Genomic DNA, 17,533 nt, shown 5'->3' with positions numbered 1-17,533 from the left:
GCCTTGCCACGCAAAGAACGGTACCTTCGGGTGCCAATGGGATGGTAAGGAGTTAATTGTGAAAAAGTGGTTATTAGCTGCAGGTCTCGGTTTAGCGATGGCAACGTCTGCTCAGGCAGCAGACAAAATTGCAATCGTCAACATGGGTAATTTGTTCCAGCAGGTTGCACAGAAAACAGGTGTTTCAGCGACGCTGGAAAACGAATTCAAAGGCCGTGCAAGCGAACTGCAGGGTATGGAAAACGATCTTCAGTCCAAAATGCAGCGTCTGCAGCGCGATGGTTCTACCATGAAAGCGAGCGAGCGTAGCAAACTGGAAAAAGACGTAATGGCGCAGCGCCAGACCTTCTCTCAGAAAGCGCAGGCTTTCGAGCAAGACCGTCAGCGTCGTTCTAACGAAGAGCGTGGTAAACTGGTCACTCGCATTCAGTCTGCTGTTAAATCAGTTGCTGCCGATCAGAGCATCGATCTGGTTGTTGATGCGAACGCCGTTGCGTTTAACAGCAGCGATGTTAAAGACATCACCGCTGATGTCCTAAAACAGGTTAAATAAGTAATGCCTTCAATTCGACTGGCTGATTTAGCCCAGCAGTTGGATGCAGAATTACACGGTGATGGCGATCTCGTCATCACCGCTGTTGCGTCCATGCAATCGGCTAAAGCTGGCACTATTACCTTCATGGTAAGCCCTAAGTACCGTGAACATCTGGCTCAATGCCAGGCGTCAGCTGTTGTTCTGACGCAGGACGATCTTCCGTTTGCCGCAAGCGCTGCACTGGTAGTAAAAAACCCCTACCTGACGTATGCGCGCATGGCTCAAATTCTTGATACTACGCCGCAGCCAGCACAAAACATAGCAGCCAGCGCAGCAATCGACCCGACGGCTCAGCTTGGTCACAACGTCGCTATTGGCGCTAATGCCGTTATTGAATCTGGCGTTGTGCTGGGCGATAACGTGGTCATTGGCCCTGGTTGCTTCGTTGGGAAACAAACAAAAATCGGTACAGGGACCCGTTTGTGGGCCAATGTATCCGTTTACCATGAAGTTGAAATTGGCGAAAATTGCCTCGTTCAGTCCAGCACGGTGATTGGTTCTGACGGCTTTGGCTACGCTAACGATCGTGGTAATTGGGTTAAGATCCCACAACTTGGTCGGGTAATTATCGGCGATCGTGTTGAGATCGGCGCTTGTACCACCATTGACCGTGGGGCGCTTGACGATACCATTATTGGCAATGGTGTTATCATCGATAACCAGTGCCAGATTGCACATAACGTTGTGATTGGCGACAATACCGCAGTTGCGGGCGGTGTTATCATGGCTGGTAGCCTGAAGATTGGCCGTTACTGCATGATTGGCGGCGCCAGCGTGATCAACGGTCATATGGAAATATGCGACAAGGTAACAGTGACGGGAATGGGCATGGTCATGCGCCCTATCACTGAGCCCGGCGTCTATTCCTCTGGCATTCCGCTGCAACCCAACAAGGTATGGCGTAAAACAGCTGCTCTGGTGATGAATATTGATGATATGAGCAAGCGACTCAAAGCGATTGAGCGCAAAATCGATCAACAAGATTAAGCGTTCACCCGTTTAACGCTAATTTGCCCGGCCTGTCGGCTTTTTTATAAACCGGCAGGCCGTGTTATTATTGCTACTTAGTACATTTGACAGGAAGAGTATTTTGACTACTGACACTCATACTCTGCATATTGAAGAGATTTTAGAACTTCTGCCGCACCGCTACCCGTTTTTGCTGGTAGACCGCGTGCTGGATTTTGAAGAAGGTCGTTTTCTGCGCGCAGTGAAAAATGTTTCCGTTAACGAGCCATTTTTCCAGGGACACTTCCCTGGTAAGCCTATCTTCCCGGGGGTGTTGATTCTGGAAGCAATGGCACAGGCAACCGGTATTCTTGCCTTTAAAAGCGTAGGTAAACTGGAGCCGGGTGAGTTGTATTATTTCGCGGGTATCGATGAAGCACGCTTTAAGCGTCCTGTTGTACCTGGCGATCAGATGATCATGGAAGTCACTTTTGAAAAAACGCGTCGCGGCCTGACACGCTTCAAAGGCGTAGCTCTGGTTGACGGCAAAGTAGTTTGCGAAGCGACTATGATGTGCGCGAGAAGCCGGGAGTCCTGATACGTGATTGATAAATCTGCCTTTATACACCCTACTGCTATTGTGGAAGTCGGTGCCATCATTGGTGCTAACGTTCACATCGGCCCGTTTTGTATTGTTGGACCCCATGTTGAAATTGGTGAGGGTACAGTACTGAAATCTCACGTTGTAGTGAATGGTCATACGACTATTGGCAGCAACAACGAGATCTATCAGTTCGCCTCCATCGGGGAAGTTAACCAGGATCTCAAATATGCTGGTGAACTAACCCGTCTGGAAATCGGCGATCGTAACCGTATTCGCGAAAGCGTCACCATTCATCGTGGAACAGTACAGGGTGGTGGGTTAACAAAGGTAGGCAGCGATAACCTGTTTATGGTTAATGCGCACATCGCGCATGACTGTACCGTAGGAAGCCGCTGTATTCTTGCCAACAACGCAACGCTGGCAGGACACGTATCGATTGATGATTTCGCGATTATTGGCGGCATGACCGCGGTCCATCAGTTCTGCATCATTGGTGCGCACGTGATGGTTGGCGGATGCTCAGGTGTGGCGCAAGACGTCCCTCCTTACGTCATTGCGCAGGGTAACCATGCCACGCCGTTTGGTGTGAACATCGAAGGCCTCAAACGTCGTGGCTTTAGCCGCGAAGCGATTTCAGCCATCCGCAACGCGTACAAGCAGTTGTATCGCAGCAGCAAAACGCTGGAAGAGGCGAAGCCGGAAATTGCCGAACTGGCGCATAAGCACCCGGAAGTGAATGCGTTCATGGAATTCTTTGAACGTTCCACGCGTGGTCTGATTCGTTAATGGTCGACGGTCGTCCGCTTACGATTGCCCTGGTCGCCGGGGAAACTTCCGGCGATATTCTTGGCGCAGGTCTCATCCGTGCGCTTAAGGCGCGTGTGCCCAACGCGCGCTTCGTGGGCGTGGCTGGCCCGCTGATGCAGGCCGAAGGCTGTGAAGCCTGGTATGAGATGGAAGAGCTGGCGGTGATGGGCATCGTTGAGGTGCTGGGGCGCTTGCGCCGTTTGCTGCATATTCGCGCCGATCTCACCCGTCGTTTTACCGACCTCAAACCCGATGTGTTTGTCGGAATTGATGCGCCTGATTTTAATATCACCCTCGAAGGGAACCTGAAAAAGCAGGGGATCAAAACCATACATTACGTCAGTCCGTCCGTCTGGGCGTGGCGACAGAAACGCGTTTTCAAAATCGGACGGTCTACCCATCTGGTGTTGGCTTTTCTGCCTTTCGAAAAAGCGTTTTACGATAAATTCAATGTTCCATGCCGCTTTATCGGCCATACCATGGCGGATGCGATGCCGTTGGATCCCGATAAAAACGCGGCGCGTGACGCGCTGGGCATCCCGCATGATGCTCACTGTCTGGCATTGTTGCCGGGAAGCCGCGGCGCAGAAGTTGAGATGCTGAGTGCCGATTTCCTGAAAACGGCACGTATCCTCCGCCAGACTTATCCCGACCTTGAAGTGGTCGTGCCGCTGGTGAATGCCAAACGCCGCGAGCAGTTTGAGCGCATTAAAGCCGACGTTGCCCCCGATCTTGATGTCCACCTGCTCGATGGAAAGGGCCGTGAGGCAATGGTCGCAAGCGATGCCGCACTGCTGGCTTCCGGTACGGCGGCGCTGGAATGTATGCTGGCAAAGTGTCCGATGGTGGTGGGTTACCGCATGAAGCCGTTTACCTTCTGGCTGGCGAAACGGCTGGTGAAAACGGACTATGTATCACTGCCAAACCTGCTTGCCGGGCGCGAACTGGTGAAGGAACTTCTGCAGGACGAGTGTCACCCGCAGGCGCTGGCCGAGGCGCTATTGCCGCTGCTGGCAAACGGCAAAACCAGCCACCAGGTACATGATACGTTCCGCGAACTGCATCTGCAGATCCGCTGTAATGCCGATGAGCAAGCGGCTAACGCGGTGCTGGAGTTAGCACAATGATGGACTTTATTTATCCTCACACGCATCTCGTTGCGGGTGTGGACGAAGTCGGGCGTGGACCTCTGGTAGGGGCGGTGGTGACTGCTGCAGTGATCCTCGATCCTGCACGTCCGATCGTCGGACTGAACGACTCGAAAAAATTGTCCGAAAAGCGCCGCCTGGCGCTATTTGGCGAGATTAAAGAACATGCGCTGGCCTGGAGCCTGGGGCGCGCAGAGCCGCATGAGATTGACGAGCTTAATATTCTGCATGCCACCATGCTGGCAATGCAGCGTGCCGTCGCCGGTCTGAAGATCGTGCCTGAATTTGTCCTGATTGACGGTAACCGCTGTCCGGCGCTACCCGTACCTTCGATGGCGGTCGTGAAAGGGGATAGCCGGGTGCCGGAAATCAGTGCGGCTTCTATTATTGCCAAAGTGACGCGCGACGCCGAAATGGCTGCGCTGGACCTCACTTATCCCGCGTATGGTTTCGCCCGTCACAAGGGGTATCCAACCGCTTTCCATCTGGAAAAGCTGGCTGAACATGGCGCAACCGAACATCACCGACGCAGTTTTGGCCCGGTGAAACGCGCGCTGGGACGAGTGTCCTGAATCAAGACGCAAGCAATTAAGTAACGCGGGATCTCAAGATGGCTGAACCACGTTTCGTACACCTGCGGGTGCATAGCGACTACTCCATGATCGATGGGCTGGCGAAGACCGGACCGCTGGTAAAAAAGGCGGCCGCGCTTGGCATGCCAGCGCTGGCGATCACCGACTTCACCAACCTGTGTGGCCTGGTTAAGTTCTACGGAACGGCGCATGGCGCGGGGATAAAACCTATTGTCGGCGCAGATTTTCATGTCCAGAGCGAGGTGCTCGGCGATGAAATGACGCAGATTTCCGTGTTAGCGATGAACAACACGGGTTATCAAAACCTCACCCTGCTTATTTCAAAAGCCTATCAGCGGGGCTATGGCGCGCTGGGGCCGTGGATCGAGCGCGACTGGCTGGCGGAGCTTAACGACGGTCTGCTGCTGATCTCCGGCGGGCGCATGGGCGATGTAGGTAAATGTCTGCTGCGTGGCAACAGCGCGTTGGTGGATCAGTGCGTGTCGTTCTATGAAGAATATTTCCCGGATCGTTACTATCTGGAGCTTATTCGTACCGGACGCGCCGACGAAGAGAGCTACCTTCATGCGGCGGTGGCGTTGGCGGAAGAGCGGGGGCTGCCCGTTGTGGCGACCAACGACGTGCGTTTCCTGGAATCAGGCGACTTTGACGCTCATGAGATCCGCGTCGCGATCCATGACGGTTTTACACTCGACGACCCGAAGCGCCCGCGCAACTACTCTTCGCAGCAGTATATGCGTAACGAAGCAGAGATGTGCGAGCTCTTCTCTGATATTCCGGAAGCGCTGGAAAACAGCGTTGAGATAGCCAAGCGCTGTAACGTTACCGTTCGTCTGGGTGAATACTTCTTGCCGCAGTTCCCGACGGGCGACATGACCACAGAAGATTTCCTGGTCGTCAAATCGAAAGAAGGTCTGGAAGAGCGTCTGGAATTTCTGTTCCCGGATGAAGGAGTTCGTAAAGAGAAGCGTCCGCCTTATGATGAGCGTCTGGATATTGAACTCCAGGTCATCAACCAGATGGGCTTCCCGGGTTACTTCCTGATCGTTATGGAGTTTATCCAGTGGTCGAAGGATAATGGCGTGCCGGTTGGCCCGGGTCGTGGGTCTGGCGCAGGCTCACTGGTAGCCTATGCGCTGAAAATTACCGACCTCGATCCGCTGGAATTTGACCTGCTGTTCGAACGTTTCCTTAACCCTGAACGCGTCTCGATGCCCGACTTTGATGTCGATTTCTGTATGGAAAAGCGCGATCAGGTTATCGAGCACGTCGCGGACATGTACGGCCGCGATGCGGTATCACAGATTATTACCTTCGGTACCATGGCGGCAAAAGCGGTTATCCGCGACGTAGGCCGCGTGCTGGGCCACCCGTACGGTTTTGTCGATCGTATTTCAAAACTGGTGCCGCCCGATCCGGGTATGACGCTGGCGAAGGCTTTTGAAGCCGAGCCGCAGCTGCCTGAAATCTACGAGGCCGACGAGGAAGTTAAAGCGCTGATCGACATGGCGCGCAAGCTGGAAGGCGTCACGCGTAACGCCGGTAAACATGCGGGTGGCGTGGTGATCGCCCCGACGAAAATTACCGACTTTGCGCCGCTCTATTGTGACGAAGCCGGTCAGCATCCAGTGACTCAGTTTGATAAGAACGACGTGGAATACGCCGGGCTGGTGAAGTTCGACTTCCTCGGCCTGCGTACGCTGACGATCATCGACTGGGCGCTGAAGATGATCAACCCGCGCCGGGAAAAGCAGGGGCTGGAGCCGATAGATATCGCCGCTATCCCGCTGGATGACAAAAAAAGTTTCGACATGCTGCAGCGCTCGGAGACGACAGCCGTTTTCCAGCTTGAATCCCGCGGCATGAAAGATTTGATTAAACGCCTGCAGCCTGACTGCTTCGAAGATATGATCGCCCTGGTAGCCCTGTTCCGTCCGGGCCCGCTACAGTCCGGGATGGTAGATAACTTTATCGACCGTAAGCACGGGCGCGAAGAGATTTCCTATCCGGACGTGCAGTGGCAGCACGAATGCCTGAAACCGGTGCTGGAGCCGACCTACGGCATCATCCTGTATCAGGAACAGGTCATGCAGATTGCCCAGGTGCTCTCTGGCTACACCCTTGGCGGCGCGGATATGCTGCGTCGTGCGATGGGTAAGAAAAAGCCGGAAGAGATGGCCAGGCAGCGTGGCACCTTCGAAGAAGGCGCGAGAAAAAACGGTATTGATGGCGAACTGGCGATCAAAATCTTTGACCTTGTAGAGAAATTCGCCGGGTACGGCTTTAACAAATCTCACTCCGCCGCCTATGCTTTGGTGTCCTATCAAACGCTGTGGCTGAAGGCGCACTATCCTGCCGAGTTTATGGCGGCAGTAATGACGGCGGATATGGACAACACCGAGAAGGTCGTTGGCCTGGTGGATGAGTGCTGGCGTATGGGGTTGAAGATCCTGCCGCCGGACATTAACTCAGGCCTGTATCATTTCCACGTGAATGAACACGGGGAAATTGTTTACGGGATCGGCGCGATCAAGGGCGTGGGTGAGGGGCCTATTGAGGCGATCATCGAGGCGCGTAACAACGGCGGCTACTTTCGCGAGCTGTTCGATCTGTGCGCCCGTACCGACACCAAAAAGCTGAACCGCCGCGTGCTCGAAAAACTGATCATGTCCGGCGCATTCGACAGGCTGGGCCCGCACCGTGCCGCGCTGATGAACTCGCTCGGCGATGCCCTTAAAGCGGCAGATCAGCATGCAAAAGCGGAAGCCATTGGCCAGGCGGATATGTTTGGCGTGCTGGCGGAAGAGCCTGAGCAAATAGAGCAGTCTTATTCTAACTGTCAGCCCTGGCCGGAACAGGTGGTGCTGGATGGCGAGCGTGAAACCTTAGGCTTGTATCTGACGGGCCACCCAATCAACCAGTACATTAAAGAAATTGAGCGCTATGTCGGAGGCAACAGGCTGAAAGACATGCATCCGACAGATCGTGGTAAAATCACCACGGCTGCTGGGCTCGTGATTGCTGCAAGGGTAATGGTCACCAAGCGCGGCAATCGTATCGGCATCTGTACGCTGGATGACCGTTCCGGGCGTCTGGAGGTGATGTTGTTCACCGACGCGCTGGATAAATACCAGCAATTGCTGGAAAAAGACCGCATACTTATCGTCAGCGGACAGGTCAGCTTTGATGACTTCAGCGGGGGGCTTAAAATGACCGCCCGCGAAGTGATGGACATTGACGAAGCCCGTGAAAAATATGCTCGCGGGCTTGCTATCTCGCTGACGGACAGGCAAATTGATGACCAGCTTTTAAACCGACTCCGTCAGTCTCTGGAACCCCACCGCTCGGGGACCATTCCAGTACATCTCTACTATCAGAGGGCGGATGCACGTGCGCGATTGCGCTTTGGTGCAACGTGGCGTGTCTCTCCGAGCGATCGTTTACTCAACGATCTCCGTGGCCTTATTGGTTCGGAGCAGGTGGAACTGGAGTTTGACTAATACAGGAATACTATGAGTCTGAATTTCCTTGATTTCGAACAGCCTATTGCAGAGCTGGAAGCGAAAATCGATTCTTTGACAGCTGTAAGCCGTCAGGATGAAAAACTGGATATTAACATCGACGAAGAAGTGCATCGTCTGCGCGAAAAAAGCGTAGAACTGACGCGCAAAATCTTTGCCGATCTCGGCGCATGGCAGGTAGCCCAGTTGGCGCGTCACCCGCAGCGTCCGTACACCCTGGATTATGTCCGCCTGGCGTTTGATGAGTTCGACGAACTGGCAGGCGATCGCGCTTACGCTGACGACAAAGCTATCGTCGGTGGGATCGCGCGTCTCGACGGACGCCCGGTGATGATCATTGGTCATCAAAAAGGGCGTGAAACCAAAGAGAAGATCCGCCGCAACTTCGGTATGCCAGCACCGGAAGGCTACCGTAAAGCCCTGCGTCTGATGGAGATGGCTGAGCGTTTCAATATGCCAATCATCACCTTTATCGACACCCCGGGGGCGTATCCTGGCGTGGGCGCGGAAGAGCGCGGTCAGTCTGAAGCCATAGCACGCAACCTGCGTGAGATGTCTCGTCTGAGCGTGCCGGTTATCTGTACCGTGATCGGCGAAGGGGGGTCCGGTGGCGCTCTGGCCATTGGTGTGGGCGATAAAGTGAATATGCTGCAGTACAGCACCTATTCCGTTATCTCTCCGGAAGGGTGTGCGTCTATTCTTTGGAAAAGCGCCGACAAAGCTCCGCTGGCTGCAGAAGCGATGGGCATCATTGCCCCACGCCTGAAAGAGCTTAAGCTTATCGATACCATTATCCCGGAACCTCTGGGTGGCGCGCATCGTAAGCCGGAAGTGATGGCTGCTTCCCTGAAAGCGCAACTGCTGGCCGACCTGGCCGACCTCGACGTGCTGAGCAAAGAAGAGCTGCTCAACCGTCGTTATCAGCGCCTGATGACCTACGGTTATGCTTGATTAGCTACATCATTTTTATCTCAGGGGCCGGATTTTCCGGCCCTTTTTTTTGAGAAAAAAATGAGATGAGAATGAGGCAAAATGATTGAGTCATTAAGTCCATAGTCCTTGAAACTCTGAGCACGGTCAGCCATTTGACACGAGCTGGTCTGGAAAAAACATTCAAGGAGATTAATTATGGCAATGCGAAAAAAAATGGTGCTCAGTACTCTTGCTGCTGGGATCCTGTTTAGCTTATCTGGCGCCCATGCAGCCTCCCTGCTCAGTAGCAGTGAACCCTACACCATCCCGGCCAGTGAACTGGCGGCAAAAGAAAAAGCGCTGACCGATTTCCCGCTGATGAACGCAGTTAAAACGTCTATTGCGACACTGCCTAATAGCGAAGTGGAAAAAATTGAGCCGGGCCGGGCGGCAAATCCGGAGAACGTGAAACGGGTCGAAGGTGTTATTTCCGAACAAGACTGGGATCACCTGTTTCCAATGCGGGCACCGGAATATACCTATGCTAATTTCCTGAAAGCAGTGGGTAAGTTCCCGGCAGTGTGCGGTACCTATACAGATGGTCGTGATAGCGATGCCATTTGCCGCAAATCACTGGCGACAATGTTTGCTCACTTTGCTCAGGAAACCGGTGGTCATGAAAACTGGCGTGATATTCCTGAGTGGCGTCAGGCGCTGGTCTATCTGCGTGAAGTTGGCTGGGTTGAAGGCCAGAAAGGCGGCTATAACGGCGAATGTAACCCTGATATCTGGCAGGGACAGACCTGGCCATGTGGTAAAGATAAGGACGGTGACTACCTGAGCTATTTTGGTCGCGGTGCGAAGCAGCTCTCATACAACTATAACTATGGTCCTTTCTCTGATGCCATGTATGGCGATGTCCGCCCATTACTGGATAACCCTGAACGGGTAGCAGATACCTGGATGAACCTGGCAAGCGCCATCTTCTTCTTCGTTTACCCACAGCCGCCAAAACCTTCCATGCTTCACGTGATTGACGGTACCTGGCAGCCTAACGATCGTGATAAAGAGAACGGCCTGGTCCCTGGTTTTGGTGTCACAATCCAGATAATCAACGGCGGAGTTGAGTGTGGTGGCGCAGAAGAAAATGCTCAGTCGCTTAACCGTATTGCCTACTATAAAGAATTCGCTACCTATCTGAAGGTACCCATTGCTGATACTGAAGTGCTGGGCTGTAAGAAGATGAAGCAGTTTGACGAAGGTGGCGCAGGGGCTTTGCCAATCTACTGGGAAGAGGACTGGGGATGGAGCGCGGATACGCCGGACGGCAAAACCTACTCCTGCCAGTTGGTCGGCTATCAAACTCCGTTCACCGCGTTTAAAGAAGGAGATTACTCGAAATGCGTGCAGAAGTACTTCAATGTCAATATTGTAGAAAATTCTGACCAGCCAGAAGAAGAGGCGACGCCAGCTCCTGTGCCTGCTGAAAATGTTGCGCCAGTTGCGCACATCGCGGGACCGGTGGGTGCAGTTGACGCCGGTAGCCAAGTATCGCTGAGTGCATCAGGCTCTACCGATGCCAACGGAGATAAACTGACTTATACCTGGATGTCGCAGGACGGTAAAACCATCAGCGGTGACGACAAAGCTGTCATCACCTTTAGCGCGCCGGACGTGACAAAAGAGAGTCAGTTTCTGGTGAACCTGAAGGTGAGCGACGGTACGTTTGTCGACACAACCGAATATACCCTGAACGTTAAGGCGAAAGCCTCTTCTGACGAGGGCCAGGAGGAGGGTTATCCTGCCTGGAACAGCACGCATACCTGGGCTGCGGGTGACATTGTGAATAACAATGGGGCGCTGTATCAGTGTAAACCTCTACCGGAAGGCGCATGGTGCAGCTCCAGCCCTGCTTATTATGAACCGGGCGTAGGTATTGCCTGGGGCGATGCCTGGAAAGCGCTGTAATCTGAAAAATCCAGCCAGTGTCTTGCACTGGCTGGATTGTTACTATGTTTACTTCAGGTTTTTTCCAGGAGAGACGCAGGAATATTATTGCCATCATGGGGCCACACGGTGCGGCCACTGTTGTCGACTGCCTGGTAAAGATAAGCCCACCGACCAATGACCTTAACGTATGTCTCATCAATGTGCCACGGACAAAGATTGGAAGTAGCAGCGTACGGCCCACAGGATGAAGTCACGCTGAAAATGCTGGCTTTTGAATAGGTTCATGTGCTGCTCCGTCAGCAAAAGGTGACGATGAGTTTATCACCTACAGATTTCTGCAACAGTACCCCTTTTATAATGATCGTACAACTCATTATGGGGTAATAAACCGATACATCAGCAAGGTTTTAATAGTGTAAAATTTAGGTGTTTTTTCTACAAACTATACTGGAGATGTGTTTATGTTACCGTCTGTTTCAAATCTTAATTCCTTATCTTCTATCCAGCATTCTCCGCAGGGAAATAATTCTCCGGCAATCACGACCAGACTTGCTTGTCTGGAAAAGAAATTAAGTTCGATAGAACCAGGTAAAACCCCCCATGAAATAAACATTTTCAAAGATTTTATTACCCAAAATAAAAGCAAAATTCTTGAATCCCCTGAAATCGTTGACAAACTAACCGCCTCATTAAACTTGGTAAACTCGATAAATGACAATACCGATATGGAAATTGATAATACGAGTAACTTTAAAGAGCTCTATAGTTTAATCGATCAAATGGAAACCATATTAAATGTAACTGAATCTGAATGCATAAGAATTGGGTCAATAGTTATAACTAACGAGCAGATTGCTAAAGAAGTACAGAGAGTCGGCGAAAGAGTATCTAAAGAAATCGTAAGAAGTTCTGACAAAATAACGAAGGAATTGAATCGGTTCATGAAAAGATTTTAGTCTTAATATTTTTCATGTTTAACGCGGTAGTGTTTGAAATTCTGTATTATCCCAGTTATACACAAAGAAAAAGGCATGACATATGAGCCAGCCCTTCGATTTTCGACAAAGCACTTAAAGCACTCCTTACTGGTCAGGCATTAACTACCCGCGTAATATGGATGCACAATGCTATTAAATGCCGCAGAAGCGGTAAAGCCCCCCGTAATACTCCTGATTCTTCCCTTGCGATCCGCTTGAGCGGCTCTCTGGGCGGTGGCAGGAGTATCTTTGACCGTGCCTCATCGCTAACTTTGCAACAGTGGCGCGGAGGGCGGGTTCTTTGGTATCTGGCAACAGGAAGAGATCGAAGAGGCGGAGTGCTGGCCTGTCGCACCGGGCGAGAGATGGCATGGTTTCCGCGATACCGATGCCGACCCTATGTTCCTCGATCCGGTTAAAGTGACGATCCTGACGCCTGGCATGGACGAGCAGGGGAGATGATTGTAGAAGAGAGCCGGGCAGTACTCGATCTTCTGCTAAAGCTCTGTTCTGTTGGACGACACTATCCGGGGTTTGATACGGATATTCACGGCGCGAAGCGTGGTGAACACGGTGGCTATTGGGTCCGAGTCCTAAAATAAAGGTGACCGCTTGCAAGATACGGGTTTTCAGTTGTAACGTGCAGGGCATCATAAAAAGGAGACGCTATGCTGGGTTTAAAACAGGTTCACCATATTGCGATCATTGCCACTGATTACGCGCTCAGTAAGGCCTTCTACTGCGATATTCTTGGCTTCACGCTCTTAAGCGAGGCATACCGTGAAGAGCGTGATTCCTGGAAAGGCGATCTGGCGTTGAACGGGCAATATGTGATTGAACTGTTCTCTTTTCCTTTTCCGCCTGCGCGACCGTCTCGTCCGGAAGCTTGCGGCCTGCGCCATCTGGCCTTTAGCGTTGATGACCTGGATTGCGCGGTGCAACATCTCCAGGCGCACGGCGTGCAATGTGAAGCAATTCGTGTTGATCCGTTCACCGACAAGCGTTTCACCTTTTTCAATGATCCTGATGGCCTGCCGCTGGAGCTTTACCAGCAGTAATCCCCGTCATGTGTGATAATGCCCGCTCAGTTCGGGCATTTTTATGTGTAATTTCCTATGACCTTACCCTCTATCGCACAAGCCGTTTCACCGTACCGCCAGCTGCTGGTGGGGTTTAGCGGTGGCCTGGATTCCACTGTATTGCTCCATCGTCTTAAGCTCTGGCGCGATGTTGAGCCGGACGTTCAGCTTCGGGCGATGCATATTCATCATGGTTTAAGCCCTCACGCGGATGGCTGGGTGGCGCATTGCCAGGCGCTGTGTGCCGCGTGGGATATCCCGCTCTGTGTTGAACGAGTCACGCTTAAGGATGAAGGGTTGGGCACGGAGGCACAGGCGCGTCAAGCCCGTTATGCCGCCTTTGCCAGCGCGCTTAAACCTGGAGAGGCGCTGGTGACGGCCCAGCATCTGGACGATCAATGCGAGACCTTTATACTGGCGCTTAAGCGGGGAAGCGGCCCGGCGGGCTTATCCGCCATGCCTGAACGTGCTGATTTTGCCGGAACGCGGTTAATCCGTCCGCTTCTTGGCGAGACGCGCGCTTCTCTCGAAACCTGGGCGCAGGCGCACCTACTGCGCTGGATTGAGGACGAAAGTAATCAGGATGACCGCTATGATCGCAATTTTCTGCGCTTGCGCGTAGTACCTCTCCTGACCGGGCGCTGGGGGCATTTTGCTGAGGCGACGGCACGCAGCGCCACACTCTGCGCCGAGCAGGAAAGTTTGCTCGACGAGTTGCTAAGCGATGAGCTGGCTACACTAATGTCTGTCGAGGGAGCGCTCAGGATCGCCCCGCTGAAAGGAATGCGTTCAGTTCGCCGGAGCGCGCTGTTACGTCGCTGGCTGGCCACGCACCGTGCAGCCATGCCGTCGCGGGCGATGCTCAACCGCATCTGGGACGAAGTTGCGCTGGCGCGGGAAGATGCCACCCCGTCTCTACATCTGAACGGTTTTGAGGTCAGGCGCTACAAAGGCCAACTCTGGTGGATCAACTCGACGCCTTCGCTTTCAGATGTGGTGCTCGACTGGCCGACAACGGAGCAGCCGCTGATATTGCCCTACAATAGCGGGAAAGTATCTCTGGTGAAATCCGGGCATGTTCGTCAGCCTGAGGCGGGTGAACGGATCACCGTGCGTTTTAAAGCGGGCGGGGTGCTGCATATCGTCGGGCGTAACGGCGGACGAAAGCTTAAGAAAATCTGGCAGGAGAACAATGTGCCGCCGTGGCTGCGAGATACTACGCCACTGCTGTTTTATGGCGAGACGCTGATTGCCGCTGCGGGCGTATTCATTACACAAGACGGATGGACAGAAAAGGGCGCAGCGTTCGAGTGGGAAACGTAACGGGCAGCCTGGGGCTGCCCGTGAGTCACATCAGGATTCGCTCACCACGACGGTGCCGATATCCGGGTGGCTGAAACTGGCAATTTTGTCCAGGCGCAGCTCGCGCGTCGCGCCGGCATCTTCCACTATCAGATACTCCACATTCTTGCGTGAAACCAGAACGCTGGCTTTTGCCTTCAACACTTCGCCATCTTTAAGCTCCAGCGTCAGTATAAAATGATGCTGGCAGGCGAGTTCGAGGTTGTCATAGTCATCACAATTGATGGGTTGATAAGTTTCATTCATCGACATAATCGCTCACCAGTAAATTCGCCGCAGCATATGCTGCTTTTTCCCTGACCGATTCTGAAAGGCCCTCATCAGAGGCCACTTCATTAAGCACTTTCAATACACAGCCCAACGCATCCGGGATGTAACCCAGATCGCCGCTGGCGATTTCCGCATACCGTTTGCGAATTAACTCACAATAATTATTCACACCCCCTCCCGCCAGCGCACTGACTTACTGTGAGATACCCTTAAGCCTACGAAGATAAACTCGGTTTAGCAAGGGGACTATACCATACTCATGTAAGCAATATCAGAGCCTTGATAGCAGGTATTCATCACCTCGTAACAGCCTTTTGCCGCGGTTTTCGCTACAATGTGCACCTGATTCGAAAGGAGTTCTCTCATGGCGCTGAAAGCGACAATTTATAAAGCTGTGGTCAATGTGGCGGATCTTGACCGCAACCAGTTTCTGGATGCGTCACTGACGCTTGCGCGCCACCCCTCGGAAACCCAGGAACGCATGATGCTGCGCCTGCTGGCGTGGATTAAATATGCTGACGAGCGGCTGCAGTTTTCTCGCGGCTTGAGCGCAGAGGACGAGCCGGAAGCCTGGCTGCGTAACGACCATATGGGGATCGATTTATGGATTGAACTCGGTCTGCCCGATGAGCGGCGCATTAAAAAGGCCTGTACTCAGTCCGCAAAGGTGGCGTTATTCGCGTATAATCAACGTGCTGCGGAGATCTGGTGGCAACAAAACAAGAGCAAGTGCGGACAGTTTAAAAATCTTACCGTCTGGTATCTGGATGATGAGCAACTGGCGCAGCTCAGTGAATTTGCGGGACGGACAATGGCGCTGCAGGCGACGATTCAGGATGGTGCGATTTGGCTCTCTGATTCCCAGAATAATCTGGAAATCCACTTCGCGGCGTGGCAGCCCGCGTCATGATTGTGCTGTCGCAGAATGTCAGCATTCCGGATAGCGAGCTAGACATCACGGCCATCCGTGCTCAGGGGGCGGGGGGACAACATGTTAATAAAGCCTCAACGGCAATCCATTTGCGCTTTGACATCCGGGCCTCCAGCCTGCCAGAGTATTATAAAGAACGACTGCTTGCTGCCAGCCATCACCTGATCACTCCAGACGGTATCATCGTGATCAAAGCCCAGGAGTACCGTAGCCAGGAGTTGAATCGGGAAGCGGCACTTTCCAGGCTGGTGGTGGTCATAAAAGAGGTAACGACGGTGCAAAAAAGCCGTCGGGCAACGCGTCCAACTCGGGCATCAAAAGAGCGGCGACTGACGTCGAAGTCTCAAAAATCTTCAGTGAAAGCGCTTCGGGGTAAAGTTCGTCGCCCGACAGAGTGACGAAAGGGAACAAACTTTTCATAAGGAATTCATGGTGAAAAAAGCATTATTTTCAGCGCTGGCCGTTAGTACGTTGTTTGTTCTTTTCGGATGTAATAACCGTGCAGAAACGCAGATTTTACAGCCTACCCAGAACGAAGAATTAAAGCCTATGCAGCAGAGCTGGCGCGGTGTGCTGCCCTGCGCCGATTGTGAGGGTATTGAAACATCGTTGTTCCTGGAAAAAGATGGCACCTGGGTCATGAACCAACGTTATCAGGGAGCGAAAGAACCTTCGTCTTTTGCCCGTTACGGTACATGGGCGCGCACGGCGGAAAAGCTGGTGCTGACCGATACCACCGGTGATAAAACCTGGTTCCGCCCTAAAGGTGACAGCATGGAGATGCTCGATATCGAGGGTAACCCGATTGCGTCCCAGTTCAACTATACGCTAGCCCCGGTTAAAGCGGCTCTGCCAGCTACGCCAATGCCGATGCGTGGCATGTATTTCTATATGGCGGATGCAGCGATCTTTACTGACTGTGCAACCAACAAGAAAGTTAGCGTGGCGAACAATGCGCAACTGGAACGTGATTATGCCGTCGCTCGCGGGAATAACACTAAGCCGGTATTACTGACATTGAATGGTCACTATACGCTGGAGCCTAACCCGGATAGCGGGGAGATGGTCAAAACGCTGGTGGTAGATAAAGAGGCAACGTTCATTGTTGGCAAAGATTGCAGCAGTCAATAAGCTCACGCTGTGCCATTAAAAAACCCCGCCGCGCGCTGAGGGATCCCCATAGACTCAGCGCTAATAAAGCAGCACCATACTCTGGTAGGTTCTGGCGAGGTGGCTATGACTGGCCCTCAGACCAAAACCAAAGCGCTCACTTTTTTCATCGCGGAAATTTTGCTCTATCTGCATTCTTCTGCTGTATAACTTCATGATTTTCGGGCTTCAAACTCATTCGTGCTGCTGAATATTAACCAGCGTTCCCGCCCCCAGATATTTTGCCTTGCTGCTGGCTCGCAACATTTTCAGTTTTAACCATCGTTCAGGAAGACTGGCCAGCCGGAACTGGACGTTTCCCCGTATTCGGCCAATAAAATCCCAGCCCAGTGAACGGACATGACGGAACCATGCGCTCTGGAATCCGGCATCAGTGATGATGGTGATAAGCCGGGTAAGGTTATGAAAAATAGCGGGGATATCGCGGTGTAAAGCCTCATTACCCAGCAGGCGGTCGATGCGCCCCGACTGAGCGCAGCAGTGGCATCAAGGATGGCACGCTGGCGGTACTGATGAAATGGAGCCAGAGCATCGCGGAAAAACTTCTGGCATAATGAACAAACGGGCATAGAGGTGATCTCCCTGAATTGTTAGCACAACCAGTAGATCACAAAACTCTATGCCCGTCCTTTTTTTACCCGCCCATTACTGGGGATCCCTCAGCGC

General features: G+C 52.7%; 18 protein-coding genes and 3 pseudogenes. 17 read left to right on the top strand and 4 right to left on the bottom strand.

Annotated elements, in window-relative coordinates; genetic code table 11:
- Window positions 1-58: 58 nt before the first annotated feature.
- The 9 genes from skp to NL510_RS18955 all read left to right on the top strand — a co-directional run bounded on the left by skp (window position 59) and on the right by NL510_RS18955 (window position 11,096).
- Entirely contained in the window at window positions 59-553 is a 495-nt protein-coding gene (skp, locus tag NL510_RS18995) for a molecular chaperone Skp (protein ID WP_253379268.1), read from the top strand.
- Window positions 554-556: 3 nt separating this feature from the next.
- A complete protein-coding gene (lpxD, locus tag NL510_RS18990) occupies window positions 557-1,582 on the top strand; it encodes a UDP-3-O-(3-hydroxymyristoyl)glucosamine N-acyltransferase (RefSeq protein WP_253379266.1) in 1,026 nt (341 codons plus the stop codon).
- Window positions 1,583-1,685: 103 nt separating this feature from the next.
- Window positions 1,686-2,141: a 3-hydroxyacyl-ACP dehydratase FabZ gene (gene fabZ, locus NL510_RS18985; protein ID WP_010426706.1), complete on the top strand. Its 456-nt coding sequence runs from the start codon at window positions 1,686-1,688 to the stop codon at window positions 2,139-2,141.
- Between the two features lie 3 nt (window positions 2,142-2,144).
- Window positions 2,145-2,933, top strand: a complete 789-nt coding sequence (gene lpxA, locus NL510_RS18980; protein WP_253379264.1) for an acyl-ACP--UDP-N-acetylglucosamine O-acyltransferase — start codon at window positions 2,145-2,147, stop codon at window positions 2,931-2,933.
- The gene (gene lpxB, locus NL510_RS18975; protein ID WP_253379262.1) at window positions 2,933-4,081 is read left to right on the top strand and encodes a lipid-A-disaccharide synthase; all 1,149 of its coding nucleotides are present in this window, start codon (window positions 2,933-2,935) and stop codon (window positions 4,079-4,081) included. Before lpxA ends, lpxB begins: the two co-directional genes overlap by 1 nt.
- Window positions 4,078-4,674, top strand: coding sequence for a ribonuclease HII (gene rnhB, locus NL510_RS18970; protein ID WP_253379261.1), 597 nt, complete (start codon window positions 4,078-4,080; stop codon window positions 4,672-4,674). Before lpxB ends, rnhB begins: the two co-directional genes overlap by 4 nt.
- Window positions 4,675-4,712: 38 nt before the next feature.
- Entirely contained in the window at window positions 4,713-8,195 is a 3,483-nt protein-coding gene (gene dnaE / locus NL510_RS18965) for a DNA polymerase III subunit alpha (RefSeq protein WP_253379260.1), read from the top strand.
- A gap of 12 nt (window positions 8,196-8,207) precedes the next feature.
- Complete coding sequence (accA, locus tag NL510_RS18960) at window positions 8,208-9,167, top strand: acetyl-CoA carboxylase carboxyl transferase subunit alpha (protein ID WP_253379259.1); 960 nt, start codon at window positions 8,208-8,210, stop codon at window positions 9,165-9,167.
- Between the two features lie 177 nt (window positions 9,168-9,344).
- A complete protein-coding gene (locus NL510_RS18955; RefSeq protein WP_253379258.1) occupies window positions 9,345-11,096 on the top strand; it encodes a glycoside hydrolase family 19 protein in 1,752 nt (583 codons plus the stop codon).
- Window positions 11,097-11,200: 104 nt separating this feature from the next.
- Here NL510_RS18955 and NL510_RS18950 read toward each other — a convergent pair.
- A pseudogene (locus tag NL510_RS18950) lies at window positions 11,201-11,363 on the bottom strand (DDE-type integrase/transposase/recombinase); the annotation flags it as partial.
- 176 nt (window positions 11,364-11,539) lie between these two features.
- Between NL510_RS18950 and NL510_RS18945 the strand changes: the two are divergent.
- The 5 genes and pseudogenes from NL510_RS18945 to tilS all read left to right on the top strand — a co-directional run bounded on the left by NL510_RS18945 (window position 11,540) and on the right by tilS (window position 14,457).
- The gene (locus tag NL510_RS18945) at window positions 11,540-12,034 is read left to right on the top strand and encodes a hypothetical protein (protein ID WP_253379257.1); all 495 of its coding nucleotides are present in this window, start codon (window positions 11,540-11,542) and stop codon (window positions 12,032-12,034) included.
- A 306-nt stretch (window positions 12,035-12,340) separates the two neighbouring features.
- Window positions 12,341-12,511, top strand: a pseudogene (locus NL510_RS23110) (hypothetical protein); the annotation flags it as partial.
- A 2-nt stretch (window positions 12,512-12,513) separates the two neighbouring features.
- Complete coding sequence (locus tag NL510_RS23105; protein ID WP_436298554.1) at window positions 12,514-12,657, top strand: Orn/Lys/Arg family decarboxylase; 144 nt, start codon at window positions 12,514-12,516, stop codon at window positions 12,655-12,657.
- Between the two features lie 66 nt (window positions 12,658-12,723).
- Window positions 12,724-13,113 (top strand): VOC family protein, encoded by a 390-nt coding sequence (locus NL510_RS18935; protein ID WP_253379255.1) that lies wholly within the window; start codon window positions 12,724-12,726, stop codon window positions 13,111-13,113.
- Between the two features lie 57 nt (window positions 13,114-13,170).
- Window positions 13,171-14,457: a tRNA lysidine(34) synthetase TilS gene (tilS, locus tag NL510_RS18930; RefSeq protein ID WP_253379252.1), complete on the top strand. Its 1,287-nt coding sequence runs from the start codon at window positions 13,171-13,173 to the stop codon at window positions 14,455-14,457.
- A 30-nt stretch (window positions 14,458-14,487) separates the two neighbouring features.
- On the opposite strand, the gene rof is transcribed toward tilS, so the two are convergent.
- Both rof and NL510_RS18920 read right to left on the bottom strand, forming a co-directional pair.
- Window positions 14,488-14,748, bottom strand: a complete 261-nt coding sequence (gene rof / locus NL510_RS18925) for a Rho-binding antiterminator (protein ID WP_253379250.1) — start codon at window positions 14,746-14,748, stop codon at window positions 14,488-14,490.
- Window positions 14,735-14,935, bottom strand: a complete 201-nt coding sequence (locus tag NL510_RS18920) for a YaeP family protein (protein ID WP_253379248.1) — start codon at window positions 14,933-14,935, stop codon at window positions 14,735-14,737. Before NL510_RS18920 ends, rof begins: the two co-directional genes overlap by 14 nt.
- Window positions 14,936-15,130: 195 nt before the next feature.
- Here NL510_RS18920 and NL510_RS18915 point away from each other — a divergent pair, with 195 nt between their 5' ends.
- The 3 genes from NL510_RS18915 to nlpE are packed head-to-tail and all read left to right on the top strand — an operon-like array spanning window position 15,131 to window position 16,828.
- The gene (locus NL510_RS18915; protein ID WP_253379246.1) at window positions 15,131-15,676 is read left to right on the top strand and encodes a YaeQ family protein; all 546 of its coding nucleotides are present in this window, start codon (window positions 15,131-15,133) and stop codon (window positions 15,674-15,676) included.
- Window positions 15,673-16,095: an alternative ribosome rescue aminoacyl-tRNA hydrolase ArfB gene (gene arfB, locus NL510_RS18910; RefSeq protein ID WP_253385012.1), complete on the top strand. Its 423-nt coding sequence runs from the start codon at window positions 15,673-15,675 to the stop codon at window positions 16,093-16,095. The genes NL510_RS18915 and arfB overlap by 4 nt, the downstream gene beginning before the upstream one ends.
- Window positions 16,096-16,129: 34 nt before the next feature.
- Window positions 16,130-16,828 carry an envelope stress response activation lipoprotein NlpE gene (nlpE, locus tag NL510_RS18905; RefSeq protein ID WP_253385010.1) on the top strand — a complete coding sequence of 233 codons (699 nt, stop codon included), beginning with the start codon at window positions 16,130-16,132 and terminating at the stop codon, window positions 16,826-16,828.
- Between the two features lie 102 nt (window positions 16,829-16,930).
- Here the strand turns inward: nlpE and NL510_RS22945 are convergent.
- A pseudogene (locus NL510_RS22945) lies at window positions 16,931-17,436 on the bottom strand (transposase); the annotation flags it as partial.
- Window positions 17,437-17,533: the final 97 nt, after the last annotated feature.

The sequence above is a fragment of the unidentified bacterial endosymbiont genome, from assembly GCF_918797525.1.
Lineage (GTDB): Bacteria > Pseudomonadota > Gammaproteobacteria > Enterobacterales > Enterobacteriaceae > Enterobacter.
The sequence above is the reverse complement of the archived record's forward strand: the minus strand, read 5'-3'. Positions and strand labels throughout refer to the sequence as shown.